This window comes from Photobacterium ganghwense (assembly GCF_003025595.1).
Taxonomy (GTDB): Bacteria; Pseudomonadota; Gammaproteobacteria; order Enterobacterales; family Vibrionaceae; genus Photobacterium; species Photobacterium ganghwense.
The window spans coordinates 850,711-877,351 of the sequence record NZ_PYMI01000003.1; the positions used below are offsets into that span (position 1 = coordinate 850,711).

The following is a 26,641-nucleotide window of genomic DNA, read 5'->3' on the forward strand; positions in this document are numbered from 1 at the left end:
CATAAAGCTTGGTAAGAAAGCTTGATTTAAAACAGTATTAAAACGCGGTAATAACGGAGAGCATGGATGTGAGAGGGAAGTTCTACCAATCTATTACCTTCCGTATTGGCATTACATTGTTCGGGGCCATACTGGTCGCGGAACTGTTGGCAGGGGTGATCTGGTACCAGACTTCGGCCGCTTCGCGAGAGGCCAGTGCACAGCATACACTGATGAATGTCGCAGAAGCAGCTTCTGAAACTTACTTGTATTTCGAGTCGTTACCCAAAAATTATCGTCACTTAATCCTCAATCAATTGCGAGAGTCGAGTGGTACACGTTTTTTCATTTCGATTAACCAAAACCCGCTCAACATCGATCCTATCCAGGATATTTCCCTGTTACCCAAACTGACCGGTTTCGTTGAACAGGCAATCACGAATCAATTTAGCGGGTTAAGCAATGTCAGGGTTGTCATTACCGATAAAGACAATATTCGGTTATTTAATTCGGGGATCAGACTGTCTGAGTTACCGGAAATCTGGACGCGTTACAGTTTGTCTCTGGGCGAGCTTGATTTGCCGATTTTGGTGATGCAATTAGAAATGGCTGAAAATGAGTGGTTTTACATCGCCTCTGCCATACCGCTACCCGAAAGCGTATTAACCGAGCCGATTATCAGTCAGCGGCAATTAATCTTTTTGTTTCTGGCATCGGTCATGCTGATGATGTGCATTTCGCAAATTATCCGTCGGGAACTGAAGCCGGTGAAATCACTGGCCAAGGCGGCAGCGCTGACAGGCTCGCCATTGAGCCTGCCTGAGCTTGAAGAAAGCGGGAGCAATGAAACGCGCAGTGCTATTCATGCCTTTAACAAGATGAGCAGGCGGGTAAAAGCCTATATTCGTGACAGAGAAATGTTGTTCAGTGCATTGTCACATGACCTGAAAACCCCGCTGGCCTGTTTAAAGCTTCGTACCGAGATGCTGGAAAACGACACAACCAAAAAGCAGTTCGAAAAGCTGCTCAATGAGGTCGATATTATGCTCACTGGGGCTTTGCAGTGCTTGCGGGAGACAAATATCCACGAAGAGTCAGAGTGGCTGGACTTACAAACGTTACTTGGTGATTGTGCTGAGTATTTTAATCAGCTAGCTGAGCGTAATTGCCGTCTGGAGTCTTGCACCCTGAATTCATGGGGTAATCTATTTCCCAGTGTAAATATCCGGTGTGAGCAACCAGTTTCCATCTTAGCGAAGCCTTTGGCCCTCAAACGCTGCATTTTCAACGTGGTCGAGAACGCGGTGAAATATGGTGAGCGAGTGGAAATCGATGTTTGTGAACAACAGAGCTCCATTTTACTGACTTTCAGGGATTATGGTCCCGGTATTCCGAAAAAAATGCAGGAAAAGGTCTTTGAACCTTATTGCCGCGCCGGCCGGAAGGATGCGAACGGTTCTGGGTTGGGGCTGACCATTGCGAGAAGCATTGCCCGTACGCAGGGCGGGGATTTGGTTCTGAAAAATCATGCTGCTCAGGGGCTGATTGTTGAGTTGACGTTATCGAGGAATTCATGAAACGGATTATCAGGCTATTGTCTCGGCCTACTGCACAGTTGTGCATCTCTCTAGTTTTCACTCTATTACTGCCAATGCGGTCAACGGCTGCAACAGCGACAACGATCAGCGCCGATATCCATTTTCTTCATTGGTGGACGTCAAAAGGGGAAACTAAAGCTGCGGAAAGTGTGAAAACAACACTGTCTGAATCTGATATTGCTCTTGCGAATGTTCCTATAGAAGGCGGCGGTGGCGCGACAGCCAAAGCGATTCTACAGGCCAGAGCTATAGCCGGTAATCCACCGGAAATGGCGTTAATCGAGGGGCCCGCGATTAAATCTTGGGCGGCGCTGGGGTTTCTTCATCAACTCAATCGCGCGGCTGAAAACGGCGGATGGCACGAAAAACTGCTGCCGCTGGTCAAGGATATTCATCAATTTGAAGGTCGGTTTGTTGCGATACCGGTAACAATTCACCGCCTGAACTGGCTGTGGGTAAATACTGATGTGTTACATCGTCACGGAATCGTAATGCCAGAAACCTGGCCCGCGATTATCTCGGCATTCCACACATTAAAAAGTCGTGGCGTCTCCCCTCTGGCAATTGGTAACGAGCCTTGGCAGATTGTGCAGCTGTTTGAAAATATCGCGTTTGGATTGGGCGGTTCGGCTTACTATCGACAAGCGTTTATCGAACTGGATCCGAAGGCCATTGACAGTGACGTGACCCGACAGGCATTAGCGCTGTTTCGCGAGATCAGTGACATTGTTGCAGAAGATCTCAGTAATCAGTCCTGGGACGTCGCAACACAAGATCTGATGGCCGGACGGCGGGCGTTTCAGATCACCGGAGACTGGGTGGCTGGCGAGTTAATGGCCCTGAACGGGCGATTGCCGTTAGGTATTTCCTGCTATCCGGTACCGTCCAAAGAGTCGGGGTTTATTTATAACATGGACAGCTTCGCGTTGTTCCATACTCAGCAACTTGATAGCCATGATGCGAATAAACTGGCTGAGCGGATTGCTTCCCCCGATTTTTTACAGCGTTTCAATCAGGTAAAAGGCGGTATTCCTGCCTGGCAGGGCATTGAACTGAATGGTTTCAATCATTGTGCCAGACAGTCTATGACAGACTTCCAGTACGCTGCATCAACTCATGCCTTAATTCCAAGCATGATCGATTCGATGGCGGTCAGTCCGGTGATTCAAAAGGCGGTAAGTAGTGAGCTGTACCGTTTTTTCAATCATGCATCGGTGACATCAGAAAGTGTCATCGCGCATATGAAAAATCTGGGGGCGAGCCAGATCAACCTGTAACCAAAGTGGAGTTTGTGGTTATTTTTCCTGAACAGTTGGCAACAATCTGATTTGAGAGCGAAGTCATTTTACGCAATTAGTTCACTAAAAACTGATTCATCGCAATTCATTTGGTGCCTTATCCCCTGATACTTGACGTCCATAAATGGCAGTTATCAAGGCAGAGTGGGATATGGATAACTTAATTGAGCGTTTTCTCCAGTACATCAGCATTGATTCTCAATCTAACCCCGCTAATTCACAGTGTCCCAGCACCGAGGGACAGCTAACTCTTGCCCGCTATCTGGAGCAGGAACTTAAAGATCTGGGGCTTGTTGGCGTAGATCTGGACAGTAATGGGTATCTGATGGCCCGCTTACCGGCAAATGTAGATTATCCCGTGCCGGCAATTGGTTTTATCGCCCATATGGACACCGCACCGGACGCGTCGGGAAAAGATGTACACCCTCAACTGGTGGAAAACTATCAGGGCGGCGATATCGCCTTGGGCATCGGCGATGAAGTGCTGTCGCCGATCCAGTATCCGGAGCTGAACGGTCTGCATGGCCACAACATTATCACGACAGACGGGACAACCCTGTTGGGGGCGGATAACAAAGCCGGTATTGCTGAAATACTGACCGCGATTGAGTATCTGATAGCGCATCCTGAAATTAAGCACGGCGACATCTGCATTGGTTTTACGCCAGACGAAGAAATTGGCCGTGGTGCTGATAGGTTTGATGTGCAGAAATTTGGTGCACAATGGGCTTACACTGTCGATGGTGGCCCGATTGGTGAACTGGAATATGAAAACTTCAATGCCGCTGCAGCCACAGTGATCTGTCATGGCGTGAGTGTTCATCCGGGTACCGCAAAAAACAAGCTGGTGAATGCCATGAATATTGCGGCTCGTTTTCAGATGATGATGCCTGCTGATGAAACGCCTGAAACCACCGAAGGGTATGAGGGTTTCTATCACCTGTCGACCATGACGTCATCAGTGGCTCGCACTGAACTGCATTATATTCTGCGTGATTTTGACCAAGAGGGGCTCGCGTGTCGCAAAGCTTTCATGGAGCAGCAGGTCGCAGCACTGAACAGCGAACTGAAAAAAGGGCGAGTCGAACTGATACTTCGCGATAATTACAGCAATATGCGAGAGATGGTGGAGCCGCATCCTCACATCATTGAATTGGCGAAACAGGCGATGGTTGAATGTGATGTGAAGCCACTGATCAAGCCTATCCGAGGCGGGACAGATGGTGCACGTCTGTCTTTTATGGGCTTACCATGTCCGAATCTGTTTACTGGCGGCCATAATTTCCATGGTATTCATGAATTTATTACCCTGGAAGGAATGGAAAAGGCGGTCGAGGTAATTGTTAAACTGGCTGAAAATACGGCCAGTGCTTATCGGCGCTAGTTTTCTGCTAGCGGTATAAGCCGTCAGCTTTTATCAATCCCCAGAATTTGTCACTTTTTACAGCCCTGGCGTGTTCCGCCGGGGCTTTTTTGTGCATCATCCGCCATTGTGGTTAGTTGCCTGAGCTGACACCTATCAGTATGCCAATGCGCTGAGAAGGGCTCAATCAGGAGAAAAATCACTATATTGTTCATATATGGACGTCAATGACCTGAGTGCCTGAATGATTTCCCCGGCTGATCGATCTAAATTTCAGACTCATTTCTGAGTAAGAAATTACGTACTGATACGAGTTAAGACATAGAGTCTGTATGAATGGAGCATTTTGATATACGTACTTTGATAAGTGCGCTTTGATAAATGCACTTTGATATGGTTGCTTTGATATAAAAACACTTATGTGCTAAGTTTGTCCATAAATATACATGTGTGTATCCGGTGATAGGTCTGATGACCCACTGAGAGTTGGCTAAGTTATGAGGGCCAGAAGATGAATGCAACGCATCGCGCAAGTTCGCAAGACCTCACAGATGTAGGGAATAAAGTCCTGCCTGTGGTGTTTAATATTCTGGATAAATGGTGTTGCAGCCAGCAGCAGCAAATGGCATTGCTTGGGCTGAGTAGTCGTTCCACGCTGAATAAATACCGCACACACCCAGAATCTGCCAAGGTCTCAAAAGATCTATTGGAAAGAATGAGTTATATCCTCAACATTCATAAGTGCCTGCGGATTATGTTTACTGCCGAAGACAGTGTTTATCACTGGGTGCAGAAATCGAATAGCCATCCGTTTTTTGCTGGTCGTTCCGCGATGGATGTGATGTGTGAGGGTAAAGTGGTCGATTTGTATCAGGTGGCTTCACGGCTCAATGCATGGCGAGGCGGGCAGTCGTAAATGGACATGGATGAAAAAACAATCGCGCTGACGTCTTTTAATAATCAGCATTGTTATCGCCTGATTCCGTCAAAATATCCGCCAATCAATCTGTATGAAGATGTGGCAGATGCAGAACAGCTGGAAGCTGTGTTTGCAATTGAGGCACTGACTAATCCGAGGCTGGCAGAAGAAACCGGTGATTTTAGGCGTATACCGGCAGAAGAGCGGCTGGTTGGTATTCCGCATTGCAGCTATGTGATGGCTGCGTTCACACATGTTAACCCGGACGGGGCGAGGTTTAACACGGCTGATTTTGGCGTTTACTACGCGTCACCGGAAGTGAATACAGCCATTAAAGAAACGGTACATCATATGGAACGGGTGATGGGATACACCAATGAGCCTGCTCAGGACATTCAGATGCGCTGTATTGAAGCCTGGTTCAATGCGGATTTGGTCGATATTCGTGAGCAGTCGCATCTGGACTCCGGGCTGTACCACCCGACGAACTACGCCCAATCCCAAGCACTGGCTTGCAGCATTAAATCGCAAAGTAAAGACGGTTTGGTTTATCAATCGGTACGTCATCAGGGGCACAGCTGCTTTGCACTGTTTAAGCCAAACCTGGTCAGCAAGGTTTGCCAGAGTCGTCATTACACATATAAGTGGAATGGCACATCTGTTAACTCGATTTTTGAAATGCAGTTGGTCTGATCGCCTAACCGCGTTGTGTTTGCTGTCGCCAGCATGATCTCGAGTCTCTTATGCAGTGTATTCGTTTTTGGTTGGGGTCTCTTCGTAAACAAGCATATAAAGAGAAAGCCGCCGTGAGGGGTTATCACGGCGGCTTTTTAGTAACAAATATCGTCGCTGGCGTTTATTTCAGGTAGCGATGAACCAAATGCTCTTTGAAGAATTGGGCATTGAGCGTTTCACCGGTCGCATCCTGTAGAACTTTACTGGTTGATACCGTAGAGCCACGTTTCCAGACATGGCGATCCAGCCAGTTGAAGATAGGTTGCAGGTTACGCTCTCGAATCAGGTTTTCAATGTTCATTTCACGACGCATTGCCGCCATAAATTGTGCCGCGTACATGGCACCCAGCGTATAAGACGGGAAGTAACCGAAGCTACCCATCGGCCAGTGAATATCCTGCATACAGCCGTCAGTAAAATTCCCCTTGGTATTAAGACCAAGGTATTCAGACATTTTTTTGTCCCACAGCTCAGGAATGTCCGCGACTTCAATGTTGCCTTCAATCAGATCTCGTTCGATTTCGTAACGCAGAATGACATGAGCCGGGTAGGTGACTTCATCCGCATCAACGCGAATGTAGCCTGGTTTGACTCGGGTATTAATCAACGTCATGTTTTCCGGCGTCAGGGCTGGATCGTCAGTGCGGCCAAATGTTTCTGCAGCAAGAGGAGCAAGAATACCAATAAAAGCCTCGCTGCGAGAGAGCTGCATCTCGAAGAAGAGGCTTTGGGACTCATGAATCCCCATGGAACGTGCTTTACCCACCGGTAATCCGGCCCATTTAACCGGCAGCCCTTGTTCATAACGGGCATGGCCTGTTTCATGAATAACCCCCATCAGGGCACTGGTAAAATCATTCTCATCATAGCGTGTTGTAATACGAACATCCGTTGGCACACCGCCACAAAACGGGTGAGCGCTGACATCCAGTCGTCCATGATTAAAATCGAAACCCAGCTTATCCATGATTGCCAGACTGAGCTGCTTTTGCTGCTCAACCGGGAAAGGACCGACAGGCTGAATAATCTGGTCGTGAGTCTGTTTTTCTCGGATTTGACTGATTAGCTCAGGCAGCCATGACTTAACATCGGCAAATAGTGCGTCCAGTTCTTTTGTGGACATACCCGGTTCATAGAGATCCAGCAGGGCATCGTAGCGACTGAGACCTGTTGCCTCAGCACGAATTTGAGCCTCACGGCGCGCCAGTTCGACAACCTTTTGTAGGTTTTCACTAAAGCCCGGCCAGTCATTCTGAGCACGTTGTGACCGCCAGGCATGCTCACAGGTCGAGCTGGCAAGCGATTTTTCTTCAACCAGGTCGGCTGGTACAACCGTGTGTTGCTGCCACTGACGTTTCATTTCACGCAAGCTGGCTTTTTCTTCTGCGGTCAACGTTTCGCGCTCTGCGCGCTCAAACCACTCTGCCAGATATGGTGCGGTTGCCAGCTCGTGACTGATCACTGCCAGTTCTGCCATCGCTTCAGAGCGAGCAGTATTACCGCCTTCAGGCATCATTGCTGCCTGATCCCAGCCGCAGATGGCCTCTAAGTGGTCAAGTTTTGACAGTTTCTTATGATGTTGTGCTAGTTTTTGATAAAAAGTCATTACCTATCCTTTTGTTGACTCGTATCGGCATCAGATTATACCACTCAATCTGAGCATAACCGCATTTCCCAAAGCATAACAGTGCAGGGAAAGAATTTCTTGTGCAACAGCATTTTAATGCTTGTTCAAACGGTGTGAGCGATGCGGTGGAAGTCTCAATAAACCGATGTAGGATGTGTCAATTGGTACCTGAATACTGGGGGGAGATGTAACGTTTTTTACAATAACGTAAGACTTCGTAAAGGTCACATGATATGACATTTATCTTCGATATACTGCTGTGTAATTGACCACTAATGGCGAAACAAGACGATGATTTTCAATAAAACTTATCGCATTTTGGCGGCCGGCAGCATGCTGCTTTCTGCCTCGGCATTTTCAGCGCCTGGCGTGATTCCTGATGCCCCGGTACTCGGAGCAAAAGGCTATGTGTTGATGGATTACCACACCGGACAAATTCTGGTAGAAAAAAATGCGCATTCAAAACTCAACCCGGCCAGCCTGACCAAACTGATGACCAGTTATGTCGCAGGTCAGGAAATGAAGCAGGGGAATATCAGTAAAGATGACGTGGTCGTCATCAGCCGTAATGCGTGGGCCCGAAACTTCCCGGATTCGTCCAAAATGTTCATTGAGGTGAATACCGAAGTGAAAATGATGGATCTGTACCGAGGGATGATTATTCAGTCAGGTAACGATGCCAGTATGGCCATTGCCGAGCATGTGGCAGGGTCGGAAGGGGCGTTTGTCAGCCTGATGAACAGTTGGGCACAGAAACTGAATATGACCAATTCTGCTTTCACTAATCCGCACGGGCTGGACAGTGATGGACTGTATTCGACGCCATATGATATTGCTCTGTTGGGGCAAGCGATTATTCGGGATTTACCTGATATTTATTCGCTCTATAGCGAAAAATCCTTCACATATAACAAGATAACCCAGCACAACCGTAATGGCTTATTGTATGACCGCAGCCTGAATGTGGATGGCATGAAAACCGGATTCACCAGTGGCGCCGGGTACAGCCTTGCAACGTCCGCGACATCCGGCAATATGCGGTTAATTTCGGTCGTAATGGGCGCTAGCAGCAAGAAAGCCCGTGAGGCGGAAAGCAAACAATTGCTCAATTACGGCTTCCGTTTCTTTGAAACCGTATCGCCACATAAGCAAGGTACCACGGTTCTGACCGAGAAAGTTTGGATGGGGACTGCCGATACATTGGCGCTGGGGACACAGTCTGATACTTTCGTGACACTGTCACGCAATGATGCCAAGAACTTGCAGGCAAGTGTTGAATTGACTCAGGAACTGGTTGCGCCGATTGAAAAGGGGCAGATCGTGGGTAAGATTTTCTATCAGGTTGATGGTACCGAAATCGCCCAGGCTCCGTTGGTTGCGTTAGAGTCTGTTGAACAGGGCGGCTTGTTCAGCCGACTGATCGACTACATTAAGCTTTTCTTTGTCAACCTGTTCAAATAATTACAGTCGGTTACTATTTCTCATCACTATTGATGTAATTACACCGATAAGAAACAGAAAGAGCCGCATTAGCGGCTCTTTGTTATTTTGTTTTCGCTGCCATTTCCCTAATATCAGGAAAAATGACCTGGATAAAAATCAGTTTACCTGAAGTACATCCAGTTGTTGGCTTGGGTCAAACTCAGCAACGTCTTCACTTGATACTGGTGTTGCTGGAATGTCTTGCTTATCAAAAGCTACATCACCGCCGTCAATCGCACCAGAGTCTTTGTTAATGCTCTTAAAGCCAAACAGATTGAAGTCAGCCAGATGTGAAGGCACCACGTTTTGCATTGCGGTGAACATAGTTTCGATACGGCCCGGATAACGCTTGTCCCAGTCACGTAGCATTTCTTTAATCACTTGGCGCTGAAGGTTCGGCTGTGAACCACACAGGTTACAAGGAATGATAGGGAACGCCTTCATTTCGCTGAAGCGTTCAATATCTTTCTCACGGCAGTAAGCCAGTGGGCGGATAACAACGTGCTCACCGTTATCTGAAACCAGTTTAGGTGGCATACCTTTCATTTTGCCGCCGTAGAACATGTTCAAGAATAGTGTTTCCAGCATGTCATCACGGTGGTGACCAAGAGCAATCTTGGTTGCACCCAGCTCTTTCGCCGTACGGTACAGAATGCCGCGGCGCAGGCGTGAGCACAGAGAACACGTCGTTTTACCTTCTGGAATTTTGTCTTTAACGATAGAGTAGGTATCTTCGTTAACGATCTTGTATTCCACGCCCAAATTATCCAGGTACTCAGGCAGAATATGTTCCGGGAAGCCTGGTTGTTTCTGGTCAAGATTGACAGCAATAAGCTCAAAGCTGACAGGCGCGCTACGTTGCAGACTACGCAGGATATCCAGCATCGCGTAACTGTCTTTACCACCGGACAGGCAAACCATGATGCGGTCACCGTCTTCAATCATGTTGAAGTCAGCAATGGCATTGCCTACGTTACGGCGTAATTTTTTCTGCAGCTTGTTAAAGTTGTATTGCTGAGCTTTGGTTAGCTCTTGAGTATCGCTCATTCTCAATCTCTCGTTGACAAAACGGTCGTATTACATCGTAAATTTCGACACTCACCGTCTGTTCAGAAACCTTGGACGTCTTCTTCTGCCGCTTATGGGGCAGAAAGTTTGTGGCGTGTATGATACGGATTAGCTCGTCAGATGCCAGTAACTTTTCACTTAAATCCGTTTGTTCGATGAAAAAACACCAGGTTAGCAGCTGCACAACTCACAAGAAAAAGGCCTCCCGAAGGAGGCCTGAGTCGTTAATTGAAAGTATTGACGGTCTTATGTATAGAATCGCTGTAACAAGGCTCTATGAATCGGTCAGGTTCGGGCTCAGAGGGCTGATGTAACCTTCTGGTTTCAGTGCCAGCAAATCACAGTTAAGGCTGTCTATGGTGTGCTCAGCGGTATTCCCGATAAAGACCGCAGATAAACCGGTTCGTCCTGTGGTGCCCAGAATGACCAGTTCGGCGTCCAGATCTTCAGCGACCTGAGGGATGATATCCTCAGGCAGCCCCTCTAAAACATGGGTCTGCTCTTCAGGAAGCCCGTGTTTGTGTCGCAGCGCTTTCATCGCTTTCAGATGGTGACCGCGAACCGCATCCGTGTAGGTTGCCGGGTCAAACTCAGGTAACTCAATCGTAATGTTGACAGGTGTAGCCGGGTAAGCGTTGACGATATTGACTTCTGCATTGAGAAGCTCGGCAAAGCTAATACCCTCCTCAACAATAGCATCGTTGAGTTTGTCATGGGTTTCATCTTCAGAAGCCAAATTAACACAGGCCATCACTTTGCCGTTTTCCGGCCAGCTGTGTTCTTTCACCAGTAGTACCGGGCAAGGACACTTACGGAGCAAATGCCAGTCTGTCGGTGTAAAAATGACAGAGCCGATTTTGTCGTGATCATGGGTAGCTTTGATCAGCAAGTCATGGTGCTTACTGAAAACCTCGGCAATAATTGCCTCGTATGGCCGATTATGCCATACCACGATCAACTCAATATCAAAACCATCATCGACATATGGCCGGATGATGTCTTGAAGCCAGGCTTCTCGTTGCATCACAACGCCACGACGCATTGCCTGACGTTCATCTGCGGACAGCATCGATGTCATTTCGTAAGAGAAATCATAAATAGCCAGAAAGAGCGTAATTTTAACGTTCTCACATTTACGAGCGAGATGAATAGCGCGAGATAGTGCTGGCTGATGATCTTGTGCCGGATCGGCCACAACAAGGATATTCTTGTACTTGGTCATAACTGCCCCCTTACACAAATTGTGTTGGCATCGAAACCAGTCTCTGTTCCCCAAAGGAATATTACCTGTCTAAAGAAAGTCGCTGACAGATAAAGTGCTTTACCAAATCAACGATTTGCCTCATATCGTTAAAGGTAAATCCATTACAGAGATAATCGATTTGGTACTAATAACTGTAACGTATAGGGGAGAAATTGGGGAGCAGCGGGCATAAAAAAAGTGATATGGCTCATAGCTCATATCACTTCTTTTCAATCAGTTAAGATAAAAATTAGGCTTTATCTTTACTAATGCCAGCCAGTGCCGACAGGGCATCGTGATCCAGGATAGTAATGTACTTGCCTTTTACACTTAGCATTCCGGATTTCTGGAAACGGCCCAGCAGACGACTAATTGTTTCAACTGTCAGGCCCAGATAGTTACCGATGTCGCCACGTGTCATGGTCAGACGGAACTCGCGAGGTGAGAAACCACGCTGTGAGAAGCGCAGAGAAAGGTTGTACAGGAAAGCTGCCAGACGCTCTTCCGCGTTTTTCTTGGACAGCAGCAAAATCATTTCCTGATCGCCTTTAATTTCGTTACTCATCAGACGCATGATTTGCTGACGAAGTTTTGGCATTTTCCCTGACAGATCATCCAGAATCTCGAATGGAATTTCACAAACCATTGACGTTTCAAGAGATTGCGCAAAACTTGGGTGCATCATTTCGTTAATGGCATCAAAACCGACCAAGTCACCGGCAAGATGGAAGGCCGTGATTTGCTCATCACCTTGTTCGGTAATGGTGTAGCTTTTGATGGTGCCAGAACGAATGGCGTATAGCGATTTCAGTTCATCGCCAGCTTTAAAGAGCTCTTGTCCTTTCTGGATAGGCTTCTTACGTTCGATAATTTGATCCAGCTGATCTAGCTCAGACTCATTCAACGTAAAAGGAATGCATAACTGACTGATACTACAATCCTGACAATGGATTGCACACCCGCCAGCCTGGACGCGTTTGGTTGCTAGTTTGTCCGAAATCATAAGCCTGTCTAACCAATTTGATGTAGGTCAATATTTTAACACAATATGAATCATTATGACGAGAGTTAAAAAACACTACATAATTTGTTTGATTGCGATATAACCAGTATGAACCCCATATATCAATAACAGCAAGGCGCTTGCTCGTCTGAAATAGAGGTTGCGTAACAGCTTTTGTAATTGTTGTGCCATCGTACCGACTGCCAACATTGCTGGCAAGGTACCAAGACCAAAAGCCAGCATTACAGCCGCGCCTGAGATGGCGCTGCCTGAAACCGCTGACCAACTCAGAGTGGAATACACCAATCCGCATGGAAGCCAGCCCCACAGCGCGCCGAACGGCAATGCAGCCAGGGGAGATTTCAGCGGTAATAGCGATTTGGCGCGGGGGGACACGTAACGCCATAACCATTTACCGGCGTATTCCAGTTTGCTGACCCCCGACCACCACTGACCGATGTAGAGCGCCAGCAGAATCATTAGCAATGCCGCGACAAGACGAAGGCTGACCAGTGCCATGGCGTGACCGCTAAAGCTGGCCATACCGGCAAAAGCGCCTCCGATGATGGCACCGGCAATCATGTAGGAAACAATCCGCCCTGTGTTATAGCAGAGCAGATAGGGCCACCGTCGGGTTGTCTGGTTGCCGGGCATGCCGAGTGTAATGGCGGCAGCAACGCCGCCGCACATACCCAGACAGTGTCCGGCTCCCATCAGACCAATCACAAAAGCGGCGTAAAAATCACTGTTCACGCGACTTCTCGTTTGATGGTTTGTGTTGCTGGCTCACTTTCTGTTCGCTGTCGTTTTCATCAAACAGAATGTTGTAGCCCTGACGTTCGAGATCCTCAAATTGTTCACTGCGGACGGCCCAAAGAAAGATGCCGACAGCGATGCAGACAAAAATGATGGCGATGGGAATCAGGATATACAGACTAGCCATTTTCTTTTAGCAACCTTAAAGAGTTCGAGACAACGATGATTGAGCTGGCTGACATGCCGGCAACGGCTATATACGGTGCCACAAGGCCCGCGACAGCCAGAGGCAGGATAACCACGTTGTAGCCCAGTGCCCATGCCAGGTTTTCTCGAATAATCTTGCGTGTTTTCAGCGCAAGCGCTCTGGCACGGAGAATTCGGGAAAGTTGGTCACCCAGTAATACCATATCGGCAGAGGACTTGGCTACATCGGTACCGCCACCCATGGCCACTGACAGGTGAGCGCCTGCCAGAACAGGAGCATCGTTGACGCCATCACCGACCATCAATGCAACCTGATGACGGTCCAGACTGTGCAGATAGTCCAGTTTACCTTCTGGTGAGGCTCCCGCGACCAGATGGTCAACTCCCAGCGCCTTTGCTACTTTGGCAGCGTTTGCAGAGTTATCACCGGTCAGCATAGTGACATTGATACCGGCCGCCTGAAACTGCTGAATCAGCTCAGGGCTGTCTTCCCGAATAGGGTCATCCAGCTTGAACGCGGCGATACAGATGTCATCACGGCTGAGCCAAACTTGGTACTGTTCCAGCTGTTCAGCAGCAGGTTGGTGTTCGGCAGCGACACGCTCCAGCACAAACTCAGCTTTACCGATTCGCCATTCCCGTCCCTGGTCAGAACCTTTCAAGCCACTACCAATAATGTTCTCCACATCACTGAACTGCGGCACTTCCAGTCGGTGTCCAACAAATGCACGGGCAATAGGGTGATTGGCAAAACGTTCTAACTCGGCCGCCGTTGTGAGTACCTCTTGCTCCGTCAGGTTTGACGAAAACAAGCGAGTTTCAACCAATCGGACATTACCTTCGGTCAGGGTACCTGTTTTATCGATCACTAACTGGTTCACGTTGCACAGGGTTTCTAACACATGACCACGACGTAAAAGCATTCCCATCCGACCCAGACGCGATGTTGCGCAGGTCAGGGCAGTCGGTGTGGCCAAAGACAGGGCACATGGGCAGGTCGCAACCAGAACAGCCAGAGTGATCCAAAGCGCATCTTCCGGTTTGTGCTGATGCCAGAACAGCCAGGTGCCAGCCGCGATAATCAGGATAATCCCGACAAAGTAACGAGCCACAATGTCAGCAATTTCAGCGACTTTAGGCTTAGTACTTTGGGCTTCATCCTGAAGGCGGATAATGTTCGAAATCAGGGAGTTTTGACGATCCTGCGTGACACGCAAGGTGACGTTCCCGTCACCATTGATCGTTCCGGCATAAACCAGATCACCGGCTGAGCGTGGCACCGGCATTGGCTCACCAGTCAGCATTGATTCGTCAATGGCGGTACTACCCCGAATGATCTCTCCATCTGCAGGCAGGCTTTCACCTGGCAGAACAGTGACAACGTCACCGACTTTTAGTGTTTTCGCGGCTACCTGACTGCCATCTTCCAATGTAGCCATGGTTGGCACCAGTTTGAGAAGATTGGCACTGGCGGCGGCGGCTTGTCGTCGGGCGCGCATTTCAAGGAAACGTCCCAGCAGCAGGAAGAAGGTGAACATGGAGATCGATTCAAAAAAGACTTCACCTTTTTGCGCCACCGTTGCATACAAGCTGGCGACATATGCAAAGAGCAAAGCAATTGAAACCGGTACATCCATACCAAGAGTTCGGGCTCTCAGATTACGCCAAGCATTGAGGTAAAACGGCAGGGCTGAATAAAGCAGAACCGGGGTGGCAAAAATCAGGCTGACCCAGCGCAGGTAGTTTTTGAATTCGGCATCAAGGTCACCAAAAATTTCAAAATACAGTGCGACGGCCAACATCATCACCTGCATGGTGGCGATACCGGCAATACCTAACCGGTACAAATAGCCTTTCATGGTGCGATGATATTGCTGCTCTTGAGCATCAGCTTCAAACGGCGCCGCTTTATACCCCAGTTTGTGGATGACGCCTAATAAATGGCTGAGTTTGGTTTTTTCCGGATCCCAAGTTAGCAGGGCGCGGTGTGTGGTGGTGTTCACGCGAATATTCTGGACACCGTCTTCACGAGTCAGCTGCTTTTCGATCAACCATGCACAGGCAGCACAGGACACACCGTCGAGAGACAGAGCGGCTTCCTTGAAATTCTCGTTTTCACGTACAAATTCCTGCTGAATTTCATCGTGGTCGTAAAGAAGCAGGGATTGGAGTTGTTGAGGTACGAGATCCGCTTTTTCAGCCGGGGTGGTGCGGTATTCGTAGTAGGAGGTCAGGCCGCTGTCGACAATAGTCTGAGCGACCGCTTCACAACCCGGGCAGCACATATCACGAAGTTCGCCCAGGATTTCAATTTGATGGTGGTAATCCTGAGGAACAGGATCACCACAATGATAACAATTACTCGTCATTCCTTGTTCTGCCCGTACAGCGGAATCGGGTCGGACGTTGGTAGGTTAACGCGTCCCTGCAACATCCAGTCGCCATCGAAAGGCTCGATTTCGACAAACCATGGCCCATCCAGGGTTTCAGGAGCCTCAAAATGGTATTTACCGGACAAATCGGCGCTGACCATTTGAGTGAAGTCTTTGTTTGATAGAGTACGGTGTGTGAAAGTCACACGCAAGTTCGGGTTCGCTTTCAGTTCACCTTTCTGGAAATTGACATTAATTTCATTTCCTTCAACGGCGATGTTCGCGGTTATGTTGAGGGCGTCAGCCACACGTAGGCGTGAGAGGTCCTGATTGATGGCTTTGCCTTTCTTGTAATAGTCTTCTGCCACTAAGTCGACTTTATTCTGAGAGAAGATGTAGACGGCTGTCAGGCTATAGACAATCGATATGAAAGGGATTGAGAAAATGAACCAAGGCCAAAACTGCTTATACCAAGGCTTACTCATATTGATTACCTTTAAAGCTAAGATGGAATTAGCCCCTGAAAATAACAGGGGCTAGTCGTTAAGTCTCAGATTTTATTACAAGTAATTTGTATAAAATGTAACTGAGTGTATCGGCGGAATTATTTGCTGGTTTCGTTGCTCAGACCCCAGACATAGGCAGAGATAAGCTGGATTTTTTCTTCGCCCAGAATATCTTTCCATGCTGGCATCACGCCGTGACGGCCGTGAGTGATCGTTGCTTCAACCGCGCGGCGAGAGCCGCCGTACAGCCAGGTGTTATCCGTCAGGTCAGGCGCACCAAAGGCAGGGTTACCCTTACCATCAGTACCGTGACATGCCGCACAAACAACGAAGCGTTGTTTACCTGCTGCTGCATCTTTGGCGTTTACGCTACGGCCTGACAGGCTCAGAACGTAAGTTGCGACTTCTTTCACACCATCTTCACCCAACGTGTCGATCCACGCAGGCATCACGCCCTGACGGCCGTGCATGATAGTGGTTTTGATCGTTTCAGCTTCGCCACCGTACAGCCATGCATTGTCAGTTAGGTTAGGGTAGCCGCTTTGACCGCGGGCATCCGAGCCATGACATTGTGCACAGTTCTGCAGGAACAAACGCTGACCCACTTTGATTGCTTCAGAGTCACCTGCAATTTCCGTAATCGGGCGCAGGGTTTTACCTTCAGCATCATAAGCCAGTGTTTTAAACGTTTCACCAAAGCGCGCTTCAGCGTCATCCAGCTCTTTCGCGTACTGGTTCAGGCGTTTTTCTTCCTGAGCACGAGCGATAGCAAGCTTAGATTCTTCTACCGAGCGAACAGTCTGATCTGAGCTCTGCCAGCCAAGGAAACCTTTGTAGTTACCCAGACCAGGGAAAAGGAACAGATAAGACAAGCCGAAAGCGATAGTGATCCAGAACATGTAGGACCACCATTTTGGCAACGGGTTGTTGATTTCACGAATACCATCGTATTCGTGGCCCATATCTTCACCTTCTTCAACACCCATTTTGTCCTTGCTACACCAGTAAAGGATGACAGCAATACCAAAAATGGTGCCAAGCGTGATGATTGTTATCCATAGACTCCAAAACGTCGTCATGCGTACTAACTCCTGTCATTCTCACGCGTTGCCAAATCTTTTTCTTCGTCAGCAAACACCAGGTTTGCTGCTTCCTCGAAGCGGGATGTTTGGCGTTTACTGTAGGCCCAGAGGACGATACCAATAAAGCTCGCGAACAGAATGACTGTCCAAATGCTATGAATGGTTCCAATTTCCATGGTGCCCCCTTATTTCATTGCGTGACCGATTGACTGAAGGTAAGCAATCAGTGCGTCCATCTCAGTCTTGCCTTTAACAGCGTCGCCGGCATTAGCAACTTGCTCGTCGGTGTAAGGTACGCCGAAAACATCGCGGAAAGTCGCCAGTTTTTTCGACGTTAGCTTACCGTCAAGCACATTCTCCTCCAGCCAAGGGAAACCCGGCATGTTGGATTCAGGTACTACGGCGCGTGGGTTGCGCAGGTGAACACGATGCCAGTCATCAGAGTAACGACCGCCAACTCGAGCCAGGTCAGGACCTGTACGTTTGGAGCCCCACAGGAATGGGTGTTCCCAAACACTTTCACCAGCAACAGAGTAGTGGCCATAACGCTCAGTTTCAGAGCGGAAAGGGCGAACCATCTGGCTGTGACAGACGTTACAACCTTCACGGATGTAAATGTCACGTCCTTCCATTTCCAGCGCCGTGTATGGGCGCAGGTTCTTCACAGGCTCAGTGGTCTGATCCTGGTAAATAAGCGGCGTGATTTCTACCAGCGCACCAAAGCTAATAGCAATGATGATAAGAATCGCTAGAAGGCCGACATTTTTTTCTACAATTTCATGACGATTACTTGCCATTGTCGGTTCTCCTTATGCTGGTTGTTCAGTAACTTTTAGGCTTTCTTTAGGGGCTGAAATAGTCTTGTATGCGTTGTATGCCATCAGAAGCATACCAGACAAGAAGACTGCACCACCCAGGAAGCGTACAAAGTAGAACGGGTAAGAAGCCTGCAGAGACTCAACGAAGCTGTAAGTCAGCGTACCGTCGGTATTTACCGCACGCCACATCAGGCCTTGCATTACACCAGAGATCCACATCGCTACGATGTATAGCACTGTACCAATGGTTGCCAGCCAGAAGTGTACGTTGACCAGTTTGACTGAGTACATACGTTCCTGACCGAACAGTTTTGGAATCAGGTGGTAAACAGAACCGATTGAAACCATGGCAACCCAGCCCAGAGCGCCTGAGTGTACGTGACCAATGGTCCAGTCTGTGTAGTGAGACAGGGCGTTAACCGTCTTGATTGACATCATCGGGCCTTCGAACGTTGACATACCGTAGAAGGACAGAGATACAACCAGGAAGCGCAGAACAGGGTCATAGCGCAGCTTGTGCCATGCACCAGACAGCGTCATGATACCGTTGATCATACCACCCCATGATGGTGCGAACAGGATCAATGACATCACCATACCCAGAGACTGAGTCCAGTCTGGTAGGGCCGTATAGTGAAGGTGGTGAGGGCCAGCCCAGATATAAAGGGAAATCAGCGCCCAGAAGTGAACAATAGACAGACGGTAAGAATAAACCGGACGGCCTGCTTGCTTAGGTACGAAGTAGTACATCATACCCAGAAAACCGGCTGTTAGCAGGAAACCTACCGCGTTGTGTCCGTACCACCACTGAACCATCGCATCCACAGCACCAGAGTAAATCGAGTACGATTTAGTCATAGAAATCGGGATAGCCATACTGTTCACAATGTGCAGGACTGCTACTGTAAGAATGAAGGCACCGAAGAACCAGTTTGCCACGTAGATATGTGACGTTCTACGCTTAATCATGGTACCGAAGAACACAATTGCATAGGCAACCCATACCACAGCAATCAAAATGTCAATCGGCCATTCCAGTTCAGCGTATTCTTTACTGGTTGTATATCCCAGCGGCAGTGAAATCGCTGCTGACAGGATAACGGCTTGCCAACCCCAGAAGGTGAATGACGCTAATTTACCGCCGAACAACCGAGTTTGACATGTACGCTGTACTACGTAGTAAGACGTAGCAAACAGGGCACTGGTACCAAATGCGAAGATCACTGCGTTGGTATGCAGTGGACGCAGACGGCTGTATGTCAACCAAGGGGTATCGAAGTTTAGCGCCGGCCACACCAGCTGAGCGGCAATCAATACACCTACGCCCATTCCGACGATTCCCCATAGTATGGTGGCTATGGTGAATTGACGAACGACCGTATAGTTGTAGTTTTGTTCAAGCTGCTTTACTTGGCTCATGTTGCATGCTTCCAATTTTAATTTTCAACTACACTCTCTTTCCTTGTGCGAACAACAAGTTGTCGCAATGCCACCCAAAAGCAAAAAACTACCGCGATGCTTTTTTGAACACCAGAGCTATTAAATTGCTATTTTGTTGTAAAAGTGGCATTTTCAGTGCCATATACTACTGGTTTTAAAATATGAATGACAGAGTCAAGCCCACACATCCTTTACGGTTAAGCAACATTTATGTGAAAACTTTGACCTCTGTAACACGAGAAGTGCGATAAATCATGGCAGCAGAAAAACTGACAAAAGGCAGATTGATTCAAATTCTCTTTCTAATGGCAGTACTGATTACTGCATTTGTATGGAGAACAATCACCTACGAGCCAACCCAACCATCAGATCAACTGGAAAACAGCTGCCAACTGATGGCAGAGGAATGCACTAAATTGAATGGTGAAGGTGCTTATAACATATCGTTAAGTCCATTTCCTGCGGTTGCTAACAGTGAATTATTCCTACAAGTTGGTAACACTGATGTTAAACCCAATGCGGTTGTTGAAGGGCTAAGTATGTATATGGGCTCTATCCCGGTTGTGTTTGAAAAACAAGCTGATGGATGGGTAGGCAGGTTTACTGTTCCTGAGTGTACCCACGCTGAAATGGAATGGGTGATAAAGCTCAATACAGGCAGTGAAACTATCTCTGGTGTTTTTACTGTTAAAAAATAAGTAAAATTAATGATTTAAATGCTTATTTTGTAAATTGAAGGGGGTTGGTCTGCCAACCCCTTTTTTTGTGGTGTTTAATAAATTGATCTGCATCAAAACGGGACAGGTTGTATCACCTTCACTTCTAATCAGCGTTCTGTCATCAATCCTGATAGATCATTTTCCGTGTCATACCGCCGTCAATGATAAAATTTTGTCCTGTAATGAATCTTGCTTCTTCTGAGATCAAATATTTCACCATTGAGGCAACATCATCAGGTTGACCGACATGGCCGACAGGGTGCTGGTGATGATCGATATCGCGTAATGGGGCATGGCTGACATCAATCCAGCCCGGAGAGATACAATTAACCCGGATATCGGGACCCAGCGTGACCGCCAAAGAGTGGGTCAGGGCAACAAGCCCGCCTTTGCTAGCACTGTATGCTTCAGTGTTAGGCTCAGACTGGAGTGCGCGGGTTGAACTGATATTGACTACCGACCCATGTTGTTTTCGAAGGTGAGGAGTGCAATGTTTTGCCATTAACAGTGGCGCGGTCAGGTTGACCGTAAGTACTCTGTGCCATTCATCAAGCTCTAATTCTTCGACAGGGGCATTATATGGATGGCTGATTGCGGCGTTGTTGATTAATGCGTCAAGCTGTCCGTGCTGTTGAATGATCTCGAGAATCAGTGAGTTGACGCTAGCTTCTGAAGTCACGTCTACACATTTAAACCGCAATAACGGATTTTCAGATACGCATTGATAACCGGCATCCTCATCGTTGTCCGCAATAATGACGACAGCTTGCTCACATAAATAGGTCGCTATTCCTTTGCCGATTCCTTTCGCGCCACCGGTGACCAATACCACTTTTTTATTCATGATGTCCTTATGCTCCCTTTCGTGAAATCATCAATCAATAGCGGTCAAAGACACGATATCTTTAATGATATACCACAAAAAAACGACAGATATTGCTGAATCAAAAAAAGAAAATGACTATGATTGTTACTAGTTAATAACAACACCTGCTGCATAAATGGATATCGCCACAAGTTTTTCTTCCAGTCATGATGCGAGCACAGCGATAGCTGAGGCAATATCACGATTAAAACTGCAAATCATCAACCCAAAGCTTATTCTGGTTTACTTTTCAGAAAGCTATGAAGTTGCGCCGTTTCAGGAAGCGCTGCATTCGGCTTTCCCTGAAGCACAAATTCTGGGGTGTTCGTCATGCCAGGGTGTAATGACCGATGAAGGTTATCACGGTGGAGCAGGCGTAGCATTGTGGGCGATTTCCGATTATTACGGTGCATATGGCAGTGCGATTGTGGCGACGTCGCAATCCAAATATGAGATGGCGAGACAAGCGTTATTGAAGGCTATTGCCAATTGCCAGCGTTTTGGCGAAATGCCCTCAATGATTCTGCTCCATGCCAGCCCAGGAGAAGAAGAAGACATTATCCGAGGAATTGAAGACGAACTCGGAACCTCTGTTCCTATTATTGGAGGTAGCGCAGCGGATAATTTCATTCAGGGCAACTGGATGATCTTCAATCAGGAGCAGCAATCGAGAAATGGTGTCGGAATCTGCGTCTTTTATCCATCGTGTAAAATTAGTTTTTCTTTCCATTCCGGCTACGCCAGCACCGGATCCAGTGCCGTTGCAACTCGAGTGAACGGCCGAGAACTGCTTGAACTTGATGGTCGGCCTGCTGTTGAGGTTTATCAGGAATGGCTGGGCGAGGCACTTATTGAACAGCAATTTAATTTCGCCAGCAGCTTAAACCCGCTGGGCCGCATTGCAGGGCAAATTCACGATTTACCTTATTTTAAACTGGCACATCCGCTAAGAATAACAGAGCAGGGGGGGATTGAATTATTTGCGACTATTACTCCCGGTGAGACGTTGTATTTTATGGAAGGTACCGAAGAGCGATTAATTACCCGTGCCGGTCGTGTCGTGGGCTCCGCTTTCGAGTTGTATTCTAATAGCCAGTTGCATCCTATTGGTGGTATCACCATTTACTGCGCTGGCTGCATGTTACGGGTGCAGCATCGGATGGCAGAAGTAGCGGAATACGTCAATAAGGCGATGCAGAATGCGCCATTTGTCAGCCCGTTTACCTTGGGTGAACAAGGGCAATTTGCCGGCGGCGAAAATGCTCATGGTAATCTGATGATTTCCGCTGTTTTATTCCACAAGGATTAAGTGATGCCAAGTTACGAATCAGAAAAGCTACAGGAAACATTACTTGATCTGATGCGAAGTCGGGAGCGCGAAAAACAGCTGCGAGACGAAAACACCGCAATCTTGTCAGGCATTGCCGCAATGGCCGGAGCGAACAATAAGCGACAGGTATTCAATAGTTTACTTTCAGTTCTGAGAAAATATATCGGGTTTGAACATGCGCTGGTATTAACTCGCGAAGATGAAACGACACCGTTACAGGAACTTGTGACAACGTGTCGTTTTTTTGAATCCAGTATCTGGCCCGTTGGCGACACGTTTACACGTTCTATGAACGGGGCGAGTATCGCCTTATTTGCGCCGCGGCAGGTTTATGAATTTAAAGACCTGCCTGATGAAATGCTGTATTTCTGTCAGTCAGTATTATTAATTGGAGTAAAAGTCAGTTCGGGCGACGCCTTGCTGATGTTCTTCCACTCGCAAAAAGGTCAGTTTTCTCCAGACTGCCAGCGTGTTCTGGAGCGTTTTCGCCCTTTGCTTGAGCGAGCCATTATAGATATTGATTACCGAGAACGTTTGCAATCTTTAGTTACCGCTCGAACCCAAGAGCTGACACACAGCCAAAAACGATTCAAAGATTTTGCGAAAACAGTCGGGGATTGGTTCTGGGAAATCGACCCGGATTATCGCTTCACTTATATATCTTCACCTAATCTTGCCAACCACACGATTGATCATTCGAATATGTTGCGTGCATTTGGGGAGCATGGTGATTTTGCTGAAAAACTCAAAGCGAAGCTTGAAGCAGAAGAAGCCTTTGAAGATCTAGAATGGCAATTCGAAGACCATGGACAAATTGTTTGGTTCAGTATCAGTGGCACGCCATTTTTTAACAAGCAGGGTACGTTTCTTGGATTCCGGGGAACTGCGAAAGATATTACCAGTCGCAAGCAGCAAATCTTTGAGTTACAGCAGGCAAGGCAACAGGCGGAATCTGCCAATAAAGCCAAGTCACAGTTTCTAGCCATGATGAGCCATGAGATTCGAACGCCGTTAAATGCGGTGTTGGGCTTGTTGGATATGCTGGGCAGCTCCGGTCTGGACAACAAGCAGATGTCCTGGATAAACCAGATGGATCAGTCAGCGCAATTACTACTGACCATCATTAACGACATTCTGGATTTATCTCGTATTGAATCAGGCAGTTTTGAGCTGTACTACGACAAAATGAGCCTCAGCGATTGTGTCGATCTGGTAGTCACTCAACTACAGGAGCAGGCGACAAAAAAACACATCCGATTTAATACGACGATTAAGTCCGATGTGCCAGATGCTATTGTTGGTGATAAAAACCGAATCTCTCAGGTTCTGTTTAACCTGGTGGGTAATGCCATTAAATTTACCAATGAAGGTTCCGTCAACGTAGATATTCACCGTGATGGCAAACAGTTAAAGATAGAAGTCTCTGATACCGGTATTGGTATTGCGCCAGAAGCGCAGAAAATTTTGTTCAATCCGTTTATCCAAGCTGATGGCAGTATCACCCGCAAATATGGCGGCACCGGTTTGGGATTGGCTATCAGTCAGCATCTGATCCAAAAGATGCAAGGTGAGATCAATCTGCGTAGTGTTACGGGAAAAGGCAGTTGTTTTACGGTTACGATTCCATTGAAAGAGTCACCGCAAAATGACAAACACCGAATGTGCATGCCTCAAGATAAGCAATCTCTGGTGCCGCTCAATATTCTGGTAGCAGAAGACAGCCCGACAAACCAATTGGTTGCAAAGCTCATGTTGGAGAAACGCGGGCATCAGGTAACTATTGTCAGTAATGGCCAGCAGGTGGTTGATATGGTTCCGCTATGCTTGGCAGAGTTCGATCTTATCCTTATGGATATTTCCATGCCGGTTATGGATGGTATCCAGGCCACAAAGGCTTTACGAGACAGCGGAATTATTACGCCAATTATCGCGCTGACAGCAAATGTGATGCAGGCCGATCAGGAAGAATATTTACGGGCCGGAATGAATGATTTTATACCAAAGCCGATCATTGCCAAAGACTTGGAAATGGTTTTGGCAAGGTATCAAACTATCACGTCATTATCTGCTCAGTGTTGAATCTATATTATTAAAAACTAGATAAGGCTTGGCATTTGCCAAGCCTAGGTAATTAACGTAAATTTTAAGTACATAGCAATCGAACGATTTGCCGTAGTACTTAAAATAGGTGTTAATTACCTATTTTATGGTAAATACTCAATACTGTTAAATACCGGGCAGACTTAGCTCGGTGGACTAAAGCTAAGGGGGAGAGAAGAGTTAAAGTGATATCAGAATTTGGCGATACTCCTGTTCACAAACACTTAATTTAACATAATATACATAATGCGCACTGAAGCTTCGGATTGTTAAACGCCAGAATCCCAGCCATACCAAGGGCTAAACCCCTAAACCCTTGGCGGCTTAACTTTGCCGTGATGTCCGCCCATGCTTGTTGGGCTTTGTAAGATTTGGCCTTGTCTGCCGCCAGATAGATTAACGCTTCATGGATGTCGATATTTGTAGCTTCAGCCAAGAAAATAGCTTCATTTTCAGTTAGATAGCATGTTCCATTTCTGATTCCGCTAATCTTCTGCTTACTTATGCCTAAGTCAGCTGCTATTTGCTTGTCTTGGATGTAGTTTTTTGCCTCTTTATAGGCATCTAACAGTTTATCTGCATACATGATTCGATTCCTTTTTTCGCTAGTTTAGCTGCTCAGTACAGGAATTACTTGTCTTGCAGTCCATAAATCTCTGGTCTATGGTACAGAAAAACCTGTACTGATAGGCACTGAGGCTCACATGGCGGCACCCCAACACATGATTGTTTATTTTGATGATGAGCCTGGTGTTGGCGTGAACGCTTATTTTGAGTTTGGTGCTCAGTACTTCCGTTCGTTCCATGAACTGCGTGTGTTTTGTGATATTGAGCTTGGCGGTTTCGTGGAGTTCGTCGAGATCACCGATGCCAATTACCCAACATTGAAAGCTCAGGGGGTGTTCGATGTTATCTGAACAACACTTCACTGACATGGCCAATGCTGAACGCCCCGTTCTGATTGACCATCTGGCTTTCAGTTTCAAGTTTACGGAGTTGCGACACTGTCACAAATCAGATTTGTCCTCTGTCGCGTGGTGCAAGTTGCCAAAAGCGACTTACCAAACGGTGACCAATCAGCAACTTCGTGCGATTGCGTTAACCCGCTATCAGGACGCGGTGCGTGAAGCGTTGACCGACCGACTGGCCACGTTCCTGTTTCACGTTATGGGTCTGACGTGTTCGCCGATGCGCGGTCGTGGCCTGCACGGTTATGAAGATTCCTGCGTGTTGCTGGACAAAACAGGCAAGGTCGAATGTGGCCTGCTGGGAATTGGCGGCAACAACGAAACGGTGTTCGTCCAAATTAACGGGCGTGGCTGTAAGTACGTGTTCGAGCACATCGATACTTTCCGCCTGCATTGGTGGCTCACTCAGATTTTGCATGTGTTCACCCTATCCCGCTTGGATTTGGCGGTGGATGACTATTCTGGCTGTTTCGACTGCAAATATGCCGAAATGGCTTGGCGTGAAGGTGCGTTTCGCACTTCGGTTAGAGGTATGGGACCAAAGATGAACCCGCACCGGGTCATTGCTCCCAACGGCGATTTACTGGAAGAAGCCACGATTGTCGGCTCTCGCCAGAGTGCTGTGTATTGGCGTGTATATAACAAGAAACTAGAGCAAGGGCTCAACAAGCTGGCTATCAGCTGGTATCGCAATGAAGTTGAGCTTAAGAAATGCAACGTGGATGCCCTACTGAATCCGGCAGCCTCGTTCGCGGGTATCTGTGCCTTCGCGGCGTCTATTGAACCGTCGGAAGGTATCAGCATCAAGCGTTTATCCAAGGATGCTTGTCTGGACTTGGCTGGCCGTATCCGTTGGGTTCGCCGTCAGTGCGGCAAGGCGTTGTCTGATGTGGTCAAGATGTTCAACGGTGACACCCGTAAGGCATTCGGCCTGCTGACCACCTTGGAGCAAGATCCTTTTGAGATTGAAGACTATGGCAAGCTGGCGCTGCCAGACACTTACCAACAATTAATTAATGTAGCTTTGGAGAATTAGACATGGGCGTAATGATTACGGGTATTGCGGTTCGCCGTTTCCCTTCTTCTGGTGGTTCGGATGCTGTGGTTCACGTCTTACGTGGTATTGATGAAGTCAAACATGAAAAGTTCGAGCAAGAAGGCAT

The 26,641-nt window shown here is 47.6% G+C and carries 26 protein-coding genes; 12 read left to right on the plus strand and 14 right to left on the minus strand.

The genetic code is table 11. The annotated features are described in order from the left end of the window. The first annotated feature begins 68 nt into the window (after positions 1–68). The 5 genes from C9I92_RS14205 to C9I92_RS14225 all read left to right on the plus strand — a co-directional run bounded on the left by C9I92_RS14205 (position 69) and on the right by C9I92_RS14225 (position 5,850). A complete protein-coding gene (locus C9I92_RS14205; protein ID WP_242551867.1) occupies positions 69–1,556 on the plus strand; it encodes an ATP-binding protein in 1,488 nt (495 codons plus the stop codon). 170 nt (positions 1,557–1,726) lie between these two features. Further along, complete coding sequence (locus C9I92_RS14210; RefSeq protein WP_242551868.1) at positions 1,727–2,854, plus strand: ABC transporter substrate-binding protein; 1,128 nt, start codon at positions 1,727–1,729, stop codon at positions 2,852–2,854. Positions 2,855–3,026: 172 nt separating this feature from the next. Further along, entirely contained in the window at positions 3,027–4,259 is a 1,233-nt protein-coding gene (gene pepT / locus C9I92_RS14215; protein WP_047885424.1) for a peptidase T, read from the plus strand. Between the two features lie 490 nt (positions 4,260–4,749). Beyond that, positions 4,750–5,154 (plus strand): antitoxin Xre-like helix-turn-helix domain-containing protein, encoded by a 405-nt coding sequence (locus tag C9I92_RS14220; protein WP_047885425.1) that lies wholly within the window; start codon positions 4,750–4,752, stop codon positions 5,152–5,154. Next, positions 5,155–5,850 (plus strand): RES family NAD+ phosphorylase, encoded by a 696-nt coding sequence (locus C9I92_RS14225; protein WP_249037525.1) that lies wholly within the window; start codon positions 5,155–5,157, stop codon positions 5,848–5,850. Positions 5,851–6,013: 163 nt separating this feature from the next. Here the strand turns inward: C9I92_RS14225 and C9I92_RS14230 are convergent, their stop codons facing one another. Continuing rightward, positions 6,014–7,498, minus strand: coding sequence for a carboxypeptidase M32 (locus C9I92_RS14230; RefSeq protein WP_047885426.1), 1,485 nt, complete (start codon positions 7,496–7,498; stop codon positions 6,014–6,016). A 312-nt stretch (positions 7,499–7,810) separates the two neighbouring features. On the opposite strand from C9I92_RS14230, the gene C9I92_RS14235 reads away from it, so the two are divergent. Then, a complete protein-coding gene (locus tag C9I92_RS14235; RefSeq protein ID WP_047885427.1) occupies positions 7,811–8,980 on the plus strand; it encodes a D-alanyl-D-alanine carboxypeptidase family protein in 1,170 nt (389 codons plus the stop codon). Positions 8,981–9,118: 138 nt separating this feature from the next. Here the strand turns inward: C9I92_RS14235 and ttcA are convergent, their stop codons facing one another. The 11 genes from ttcA to ccoN all read right to left on the minus strand — a co-directional run bounded on the left by ttcA (position 9,119) and on the right by ccoN (position 19,475). Further along, positions 9,119–10,048: a tRNA 2-thiocytidine(32) synthetase TtcA gene (ttcA, locus tag C9I92_RS14240; RefSeq protein WP_047885428.1), complete on the minus strand. Its 930-nt coding sequence runs from the start codon at positions 10,046–10,048 to the stop codon at positions 9,119–9,121. Positions 10,049–10,343: 295 nt separating this feature from the next. Then, on the minus strand, positions 10,344–11,291 hold the full coding sequence (gene uspE, locus C9I92_RS14245; protein ID WP_047885429.1) for a universal stress protein UspE: 948 nt from the start codon (positions 11,289–11,291) through the stop codon (positions 10,344–10,346). 271 nt (positions 11,292–11,562) lie between these two features. Further along, positions 11,563–12,315 (minus strand): fumarate/nitrate reduction transcriptional regulator Fnr, encoded by a 753-nt coding sequence (fnr, locus tag C9I92_RS14250; RefSeq protein ID WP_047885430.1) that lies wholly within the window; start codon positions 12,313–12,315, stop codon positions 11,563–11,565. A 75-nt stretch (positions 12,316–12,390) separates the two neighbouring features. Continuing rightward, positions 12,391–13,068 carry a sulfite exporter TauE/SafE family protein gene (locus tag C9I92_RS14255; RefSeq protein ID WP_047885431.1) on the minus strand — a complete coding sequence of 226 codons (678 nt, stop codon included), beginning with the start codon at positions 13,066–13,068 and terminating at the stop codon, positions 12,391–12,393. Then, positions 13,058–13,258: a cbb3-type cytochrome oxidase assembly protein CcoS gene (gene ccoS, locus C9I92_RS14260; RefSeq protein ID WP_047885432.1), complete on the minus strand. Its 201-nt coding sequence runs from the start codon at positions 13,256–13,258 to the stop codon at positions 13,058–13,060. The genes C9I92_RS14255 and ccoS overlap by 11 nt, the downstream gene beginning before the upstream one ends. After that, entirely contained in the window at positions 13,251–15,647 is a 2,397-nt protein-coding gene (locus tag C9I92_RS14265) for a heavy metal translocating P-type ATPase (protein ID WP_047885433.1), read from the minus strand. The genes ccoS and C9I92_RS14265 overlap by 8 nt, the downstream gene beginning before the upstream one ends. Then, positions 15,644–16,135 carry a FixH family protein gene (locus tag C9I92_RS14270; protein WP_047885434.1) on the minus strand — a complete coding sequence of 164 codons (492 nt, stop codon included), beginning with the start codon at positions 16,133–16,135 and terminating at the stop codon, positions 15,644–15,646. Before C9I92_RS14270 ends, C9I92_RS14265 begins: the two co-directional genes overlap by 4 nt. Positions 16,136–16,254: 119 nt before the next feature. Then, positions 16,255–17,235, minus strand: a complete 981-nt coding sequence (ccoP, locus tag C9I92_RS14275) for a cytochrome-c oxidase, cbb3-type subunit III (RefSeq protein ID WP_047885435.1) — start codon at positions 17,233–17,235, stop codon at positions 16,255–16,257. A gap of 5 nt (positions 17,236–17,240) precedes the next feature. After that, entirely contained in the window at positions 17,241–17,414 is a 174-nt protein-coding gene (locus C9I92_RS14280) for a cbb3-type cytochrome oxidase subunit 3 (protein ID WP_047885436.1), read from the minus strand. A gap of 9 nt (positions 17,415–17,423) precedes the next feature. After that, positions 17,424–18,035 carry a cytochrome-c oxidase, cbb3-type subunit II gene (gene ccoO, locus C9I92_RS14285; protein WP_047885437.1) on the minus strand — a complete coding sequence of 204 codons (612 nt, stop codon included), beginning with the start codon at positions 18,033–18,035 and terminating at the stop codon, positions 17,424–17,426. A gap of 12 nt (positions 18,036–18,047) precedes the next feature. After that, the gene (gene ccoN, locus C9I92_RS14290; protein WP_047885438.1) at positions 18,048–19,475 is read right to left on the minus strand and encodes a cytochrome-c oxidase, cbb3-type subunit I; all 1,428 of its coding nucleotides are present in this window, start codon (positions 19,473–19,475) and stop codon (positions 18,048–18,050) included. A gap of 275 nt (positions 19,476–19,750) precedes the next feature. Between ccoN and C9I92_RS14295 the strand changes: the two genes are divergently transcribed. Next, positions 19,751–20,194, plus strand: a complete 444-nt coding sequence (locus C9I92_RS14295) for a hypothetical protein (protein WP_047885439.1) — start codon at positions 19,751–19,753, stop codon at positions 20,192–20,194. Between the two features lie 142 nt (positions 20,195–20,336). Here the strand turns inward: C9I92_RS14295 and C9I92_RS14300 are convergent, their stop codons facing one another. After that, the gene (locus C9I92_RS14300; RefSeq protein ID WP_047885440.1) at positions 20,337–21,059 is read right to left on the minus strand and encodes an SDR family oxidoreductase; all 723 of its coding nucleotides are present in this window, start codon (positions 21,057–21,059) and stop codon (positions 20,337–20,339) included. Positions 21,060–21,216: 157 nt separating this feature from the next. Between C9I92_RS14300 and C9I92_RS14305 the strand changes: the two genes are divergently transcribed. Next, a complete protein-coding gene (locus C9I92_RS14305; protein ID WP_047885441.1) occupies positions 21,217–22,389 on the plus strand; it encodes an FIST signal transduction protein in 1,173 nt (390 codons plus the stop codon). Between the two features lie 3 nt (positions 22,390–22,392). Then, positions 22,393–24,489 carry a hybrid sensor histidine kinase/response regulator gene (locus C9I92_RS14310; RefSeq protein WP_047885442.1) on the plus strand — a complete coding sequence of 699 codons (2,097 nt, stop codon included), beginning with the start codon at positions 22,393–22,395 and terminating at the stop codon, positions 24,487–24,489. Positions 24,490–24,739: 250 nt separating this feature from the next. Here the strand turns inward: C9I92_RS14310 and C9I92_RS14315 are convergent, their stop codons facing one another. Then, on the minus strand, positions 24,740–25,096 hold the full coding sequence (locus C9I92_RS14315) for a DUF3693 domain-containing protein (protein ID WP_047885443.1): 357 nt from the start codon (positions 25,094–25,096) through the stop codon (positions 24,740–24,742). Between the two features lie 118 nt (positions 25,097–25,214). On the opposite strand from C9I92_RS14315, the gene C9I92_RS14320 reads away from it, so the two are divergent. The 3 genes from C9I92_RS14320 to C9I92_RS25930 all read left to right on the plus strand — a co-directional run. Further along, positions 25,215–25,427, plus strand: coding sequence for a hypothetical protein (locus tag C9I92_RS14320; RefSeq protein WP_107193863.1), 213 nt, complete (start codon positions 25,215–25,217; stop codon positions 25,425–25,427). Beyond that, positions 25,417–26,514 (plus strand): replication initiation factor domain-containing protein, encoded by a 1,098-nt coding sequence (locus tag C9I92_RS14325; protein WP_249037526.1) that lies wholly within the window; start codon positions 25,417–25,419, stop codon positions 26,512–26,514. The genes C9I92_RS14320 and C9I92_RS14325 overlap by 11 nt, the downstream gene beginning before the upstream one ends. Positions 26,515–26,525: 11 nt before the next feature. Continuing rightward, the coding region (locus tag C9I92_RS25930; protein ID WP_487246579.1) for a DUF1293 family protein at positions 26,526–26,641 on the plus strand (116 nt) is incomplete at its 3' end.

What these genes read in the sequence shown, in the direction of transcription:
- pepT (WP_047885424.1), top strand. Translation starts at nt 3,027, where the DNA reads ATGGATAACTTAATTGAGCGTTTTCTCCAGTACATCAGCATTGATTCT.
- C9I92_RS14220 (WP_047885425.1), top strand. Translation starts at nt 4,750, where the DNA reads ATGAATGCAACGCATCGCGCAAGTTCGCAAGACCTCACAGATGTAGGG.
- C9I92_RS14225 (WP_249037525.1), top strand. Translation starts at nt 5,155, where the DNA reads ATGGACATGGATGAAAAAACAATCGCGCTGACGTCTTTTAATAATCAG.
- C9I92_RS14230 (WP_047885426.1), bottom strand. Translation starts at nt 7,498, where the DNA reads ATGACTTTTTATCAAAAACTAGCACAACATCATAAGAAACTGTCAAAA.
- C9I92_RS14235 (WP_047885427.1), top strand. Translation starts at nt 7,811, where the DNA reads ATGATTTTCAATAAAACTTATCGCATTTTGGCGGCCGGCAGCATGCTG.
- ttcA (WP_047885428.1), bottom strand. Translation starts at nt 10,048, where the DNA reads ATGAGCGATACTCAAGAGCTAACCAAAGCTCAGCAATACAACTTTAAC.
- uspE (WP_047885429.1), bottom strand. Translation starts at nt 11,291, where the DNA reads ATGACCAAGTACAAGAATATCCTTGTTGTGGCCGATCCGGCACAAGAT.
- fnr (WP_047885430.1), bottom strand. Translation starts at nt 12,315, where the DNA reads ATGATTTCGGACAAACTAGCAACCAAACGCGTCCAGGCTGGCGGGTGT.
- ccoS (WP_047885432.1), bottom strand. Translation starts at nt 13,258, where the DNA reads ATGGCTAGTCTGTATATCCTGATTCCCATCGCCATCATTTTTGTCTGC.
- C9I92_RS14265 (WP_047885433.1), bottom strand. Translation starts at nt 15,647, where the DNA reads ATGACGAGTAATTGTTATCATTGTGGTGATCCTGTTCCTCAGGATTAC.
- C9I92_RS14270 (WP_047885434.1), bottom strand. Translation starts at nt 16,135, where the DNA reads ATGAGTAAGCCTTGGTATAAGCAGTTTTGGCCTTGGTTCATTTTCTCA.
- ccoP (WP_047885435.1), bottom strand. Translation starts at nt 17,235, where the DNA reads ATGACGACGTTTTGGAGTCTATGGATAACAATCATCACGCTTGGCACC.
- C9I92_RS14280 (WP_047885436.1), bottom strand. Translation starts at nt 17,414, where the DNA reads ATGGAAATTGGAACCATTCATAGCATTTGGACAGTCATTCTGTTCGCG.
- ccoO (WP_047885437.1), bottom strand. Translation starts at nt 18,035, where the DNA reads ATGGCAAGTAATCGTCATGAAATTGTAGAAAAAAATGTCGGCCTTCTA.
- ccoN (WP_047885438.1), bottom strand. Translation starts at nt 19,475, where the DNA reads ATGAGCCAAGTAAAGCAGCTTGAACAAAACTACAACTATACGGTCGTT.
- C9I92_RS14295 (WP_047885439.1), top strand. Translation starts at nt 19,751, where the DNA reads ATGGCAGCAGAAAAACTGACAAAAGGCAGATTGATTCAAATTCTCTTT.
- C9I92_RS14300 (WP_047885440.1), bottom strand. Translation starts at nt 21,059, where the DNA reads ATGAATAAAAAAGTGGTATTGGTCACCGGTGGCGCGAAAGGAATCGGC.
- C9I92_RS14305 (WP_047885441.1), top strand. Translation starts at nt 21,217, where the DNA reads ATGGATATCGCCACAAGTTTTTCTTCCAGTCATGATGCGAGCACAGCG.
- C9I92_RS14310 (WP_047885442.1), top strand. Translation starts at nt 22,393, where the DNA reads ATGCCAAGTTACGAATCAGAAAAGCTACAGGAAACATTACTTGATCTG.
- C9I92_RS14315 (WP_047885443.1), bottom strand. Translation starts at nt 25,096, where the DNA reads ATGTATGCAGATAAACTGTTAGATGCCTATAAAGAGGCAAAAAACTAC.
- C9I92_RS14320 (WP_107193863.1), top strand. Translation starts at nt 25,215, where the DNA reads ATGGCGGCACCCCAACACATGATTGTTTATTTTGATGATGAGCCTGGT.
- C9I92_RS14325 (WP_249037526.1), top strand. Translation starts at nt 25,417, where the DNA reads ATGTTATCTGAACAACACTTCACTGACATGGCCAATGCTGAACGCCCC.